Source organism: Coprococcus intestinihominis, assembly GCF_040096555.1.
GTDB classification, from domain to species: domain Bacteria; phylum Bacillota; class Clostridia; order Lachnospirales; family Lachnospiraceae; genus Coprococcus_A; species Coprococcus_A intestinihominis.
On record NZ_JBBMEK010000275.1, the window covers coordinates 1 to 4,266 of the forward strand.

Sequence of the window (4,266 nt, forward strand, 5' to 3'; positions counted from 1 at the left end):
TATCCGAATGGCGCTTGAGGCGGGTGCGGAAGTGGAAGGCAACTTTACCATGGAAGCGGCAGCACCGAAGATTAAGGGATATGATGCGCTGAATCTTTTCCTAGGCAAACCATACAATGTGTGGCTGAATCGTTTTGGTGAACGTTTTGCAGATGAAGGGATTGTGTATAATTTCGCAGTATCCTTTAATGCCTGCCTGCGTCAGCCGGATGGTCAGGTATGGGTTGTTTTCAATCAGGCACTGTTAGACCAGACCCTGAGCGACGGCAAGGATATGATTGAGACGATTCATATGCCGCCGAATGTGGAAGAAAGACTGGACACTACCATGGAGCAGGCCATTGCGGACGGTGTTCTCTGCAAAGCAGACAGTTATGAAGCACTGGCTGCGTTTATCGGCTGTGACGAAGAAACAGTGAAAGCGTCTATGGAGGAATACAACGGCTTCTGCAAGGAAGGAAGAGACGGTTGGTTTGCCAAGGATAAGCGTTATATGCTGTCTATGGAGGAAGGCCCTTATTATGCCATTCAGGCCGAATTGCCGGAGAAAATGCGGTTAAAGCGTTGAAAACTATGATGCGTTAATAAGAAATTTAGGAAAGTCAGATAAACTATAGAAAACCGCTATAGAAAGTGATATACTTGACGGCAGATGAAGATTTGAAAGGAGCATTTGCTATGAAGCAGAATAGAGTAGACAGAATTATGGCAGCCCTGAAGGAAATGGGACTGCATCAGATGCTGATCGTTGATCCGATGTCCATTTATTATCTCACCGGTGTTTATGTGTCACCTTTTGAACGTTTTTATGGTTTATATCTGAGAGAAGACGGCCATCATGCCTTTTTCCTGAACAGATTATTTACAGTACCTCAGGAAGTGGGTATTGAAAAGGTATGGTATTCCGACACAGACCCTGCTATGGAGATCGTGGCCAAGTATCTCGACAAAGATGCACCTCTGGGTGTGGATAAAGAACTGAAAGCAAGATTTTTGCTGCCGCTGATGGAGATGAAAGCAGCAGCCGGGTTTGTCAATGCTTCTCTGGCTGTGGACAATACAAGAGGCATCAAGGATGAAGAAGAGCAGGAACTGATGCGTATTTCTTCAGACATCAACGACAAGGCCATGGCACAGTTCAAGGCCATTGTCCATGAAGGTGTTACAGAGAAAGAACTGGCAGACCAGATGCTGAAGATTTATATGGATTTGGGTGCGGACGGTTACTCCTTTGAACCGCTGGTTGCTTTTGGTGCCAATGCAGCAGACCCGCATCATGAACCGGACAATACGGTATTGAAGGTGGGTGACTGTGTCCTCTTTGATGTGGGATGCATCAGAAAGGGCTATTGTTCTGATATGACACGTACTTTCTACTTCAAGGAAGTGAGTGACGAACATCGTCATATTTATGAAACAGTCCGCAAGGCGAATGAAGCGGCCATTGCCAAGATCAAACCGGGCATTCCTCTTTGTGAATTGGACAATACAGCCCGTCAGCTGATCACTGATGAAGGCTACGGTCCGCAGTTTAACCATCGTCTGGGTCATTTTATCGGACTTTCAGAGCATGAGTTTGGTGATGTTTCTTCTGTGAATACAGACAAAGCCGTTCCGGGTATGATTTTCTCTATTGAGCCGGGTATTTATCTGACAGATGATACAGGTGTCCGTGTGGAAGATCTGGTGCTGGTGACAGAGGATGGCTGTGAGGTATTGAATCACTATCCAAAGGAACTTCAGATTATCGGTTAATTTGTTGGCGCTTGTCCGGGCTTGCATCAGATATTGAAGAATGATACAATGAATAAGTGAAGAAATAAGAGAAAGTGTACTTTGCATCTGAGAAGATGTGAAGTACGCTTTGTTGGTTTAAAGGAATATGCCGAGGCACATTCTTTGTTTTATTATGGAGGCAAATACCTATGAATACACATCCTACAGCGACTTTACATATGGCCAACGGCAGTAAAATTGTGATTGAACTTTTGCCGGAAGCTGCGCCGAATACTGTCAACAGTTTTATTTATGCGGCATCCCGGGGATTTATGGATCACCATGCGATTCAAAGAATTGTTCCGGGCAACTGGGTGGACGTGACGTACCAGGCATTTGGACACAAGGAGTGCCAGTATCTGATTCCGAATGAGTTTGAACTGCATCCGGAGATCGAACCGTTGGATTCCCATCCGGGCTGTGTCTGCATGGGTGGTTATGGTGAGGATGGACTGGCCAGCTGCGAATTCTTTTTCCCGCTGCGTGACTGCCCGGATCATAAGGGAATCTATCCTGTTTTTGGAAAAGTCATTGAAGGCATGGATGAGATACGGCGTCTTGAGAAAGTGAAGACAAGACCTGTTGATTTCCCGATTCCGGGGGTTGAGGTCAATGAACCGGTTGAGCCGGAAGTTATTGAGAAAGTCGAACTGGATTTGAAGGGACAGACATATCCTGAACCAATTCGTATGAAAGTTCAGAATCTTCCGCCATGCTGGACGGATATGAGATAGAAATTGTTGTAGAATATAGAAGGAATGGGGGAAATAGTATGTTTAATATCCGAGAAATGAAACCGGAAGATAAAGCGGTCATTATGTCGATGGTGATTACCTTTTATCATAGTCCGGCAGTTGAACACGATGTAGACACAGCGGTGCTGGAGCGTACATTTGATGCGGCCACAGACCCGACGATGCCATATATCAGCGGTCTGGTGATGCTGGAAGATGAGAAAGTTGTCGGATATGGTTATGTGACCGGCTATTATGCATCGGAAGTCGGCGGAATGTGCATGTTCATGGAAGAAATGTACTTTACACCGGAATGCCGGGGAAAAGGGTACGGCACAAAAGCCTATCACTGGATTGTGGACCATTATCCGGAATACAAGCGCTTCAGAATCGAAGTCACAGAAAGTAATGTCAACGCCAAACGCCTTTATGAGCGCTGGGGCTTCAGATTCCTGGAATATAACCAGATGGTGCTGGACAGATAAAATAGAAGCGGCAGAAGATGTTTATGATAACTTAAGAATGAGTATGAAAGCCACATCTTAAAAGAGTAAAGCCCGGCCGCCTTCCAGTCAAACGTTAGCACGATTTTGCAGATTTTGCGAGCATAGCAACAGCTTTGAAGCAATGTCTGAGCCCGTAAGGGCGAGTTTTGCGCAGAAGCTGTTAATATGCGGCGCAGCAAAACCAAAAAAGTGCTTTAGTTGACTGGAAGGCGGCCGGGCTTTTTGTTTAAACGCGGACTTTTGTGCCTTTTCCGCCTCTGTTGACAAGTTTCAACTTATTCAACAGTAATTCCTTTTCATTGTGGATAATGGTGCATTCCTGGCTGCTGTCCAGTGGATAAGCAGCTTTGACGCTGTCACCGGAACCGAGGCTGATGCCGCGGACGCCGATGGCAGTTTTCTTCATTTCAGGGATGTTCATCATCGGGAAGCGGATAAAGTAGCCGTTTTCAGTCTGAAGAACAAGCTGGTTGAAGTTGTCGGCAGTGCAGATGGCAATGATGCTGTCGCCGTCGGCCAGCTTGGTGGCGGCAACGGTTCGTTTGGATACATCAAATTCGCTGCCTTTGACCAGTTTCAACATACCGGTTTTGGTAGCAAATAACATCATGGAATCCTGAATGGATGCCAGATTGCATATATGAATGATATTCTCGCCGGAGCTGTCATAGTTGCCCAGGTTGTCCAGCGGAATAGATTTGTCACGGAAACGTCCGAACGGCATATCAGTAATCTTGATCAGATGAAGACGTCCGGTATCGGTGAAGATGCAGGCCTTATCTGTATTCATACAGCTGATGACATATTTGTTTTCGGAGAGTGCGGCTTCCTTGTTGCGCTCAAAAGTAGCCTTATCTATGGTCTTAGCATAGCCAAAACGGTCAATCAGAGCAACGACTTCCATAGCTTCGGCTTTCTTTTCTTCATAGACAGCAGCACCCACATTCTCAATAGAGGTTTTACGCGGTGTGGCATAAGTCTTCTTGATCATATCAAGGTCATGACTGATGACCCGGGACATGCTCTTATGATTCTCAAGGATATCCTTGTAGGAAGCGATATTCTTCAAAGTAGCATCATGATCTTTCAGCAGGGCATCCATTTCCAGACCGATCAGCTTGTACAGACGCATCTCGAGGATTGCAGTGGCCTGACGTTCTGTAAAATCAAGGGCAGAAGCGGCTTTTTCAGAGGCCTTGCTCTTGAAGCGAATGCCTTCGGTAGTGCCTGTCATCAGACAGGCTTTGGCC

The 4,266-nt window shown here is 46.1% G+C and carries 4 protein-coding genes and 1 pseudogene; 4 read left to right on the forward strand and 1 reads right to left on the reverse strand.

What is annotated here, in order from left to right:
* The 4 genes and pseudogenes from WMO25_RS15475 to WMO25_RS15490 form a co-directional block, all read left to right on the forward strand.
* Positions 1-568, forward strand: a pseudogene (locus WMO25_RS15475) (FAD-dependent oxidoreductase); the annotation flags it as partial.
* A 110-nt stretch (positions 569-678) separates the two neighbouring features.
* Positions 679-1,755, forward strand: coding sequence for a M24 family metallopeptidase (locus WMO25_RS15480; protein WP_178438936.1), 1,077 nt, complete (start codon positions 679-681; stop codon positions 1,753-1,755).
* A gap of 170 nt (positions 1,756-1,925) precedes the next feature.
* Complete coding sequence (locus WMO25_RS15485; protein WP_117528730.1) at positions 1,926-2,510, forward strand: peptidylprolyl isomerase; 585 nt, start codon at positions 1,926-1,928, stop codon at positions 2,508-2,510.
* Positions 2,511-2,548: 38 nt separating this feature from the next.
* A complete protein-coding gene (locus tag WMO25_RS15490; RefSeq protein ID WP_227083585.1) occupies positions 2,549-2,995 on the forward strand; it encodes a GNAT family N-acetyltransferase in 447 nt (148 codons plus the stop codon).
* Positions 2,996-3,242: 247 nt separating this feature from the next.
* Here WMO25_RS15490 and WMO25_RS15495 read toward each other — a convergent pair.
* Positions 3,243-4,266: DNA gyrase C-terminal beta-propeller domain-containing protein (locus WMO25_RS15495; RefSeq protein ID WP_349086073.1), on the reverse strand; the 1,024-nt coding region annotated here is incomplete at its 5' end.

What these genes read in the sequence shown, in the direction of transcription:
- WMO25_RS15490 (WP_227083585.1), top strand. Translation starts at nt 2,549, where the DNA reads ATGTTTAATATCCGAGAAATGAAACCGGAAGATAAAGCGGTCATTATG.
- WMO25_RS15480 (WP_178438936.1), top strand. Translation starts at nt 679, where the DNA reads ATGAAGCAGAATAGAGTAGACAGAATTATGGCAGCCCTGAAGGAAATG.
- WMO25_RS15485 (WP_117528730.1), top strand. Translation starts at nt 1,926, where the DNA reads ATGAATACACATCCTACAGCGACTTTACATATGGCCAACGGCAGTAAA.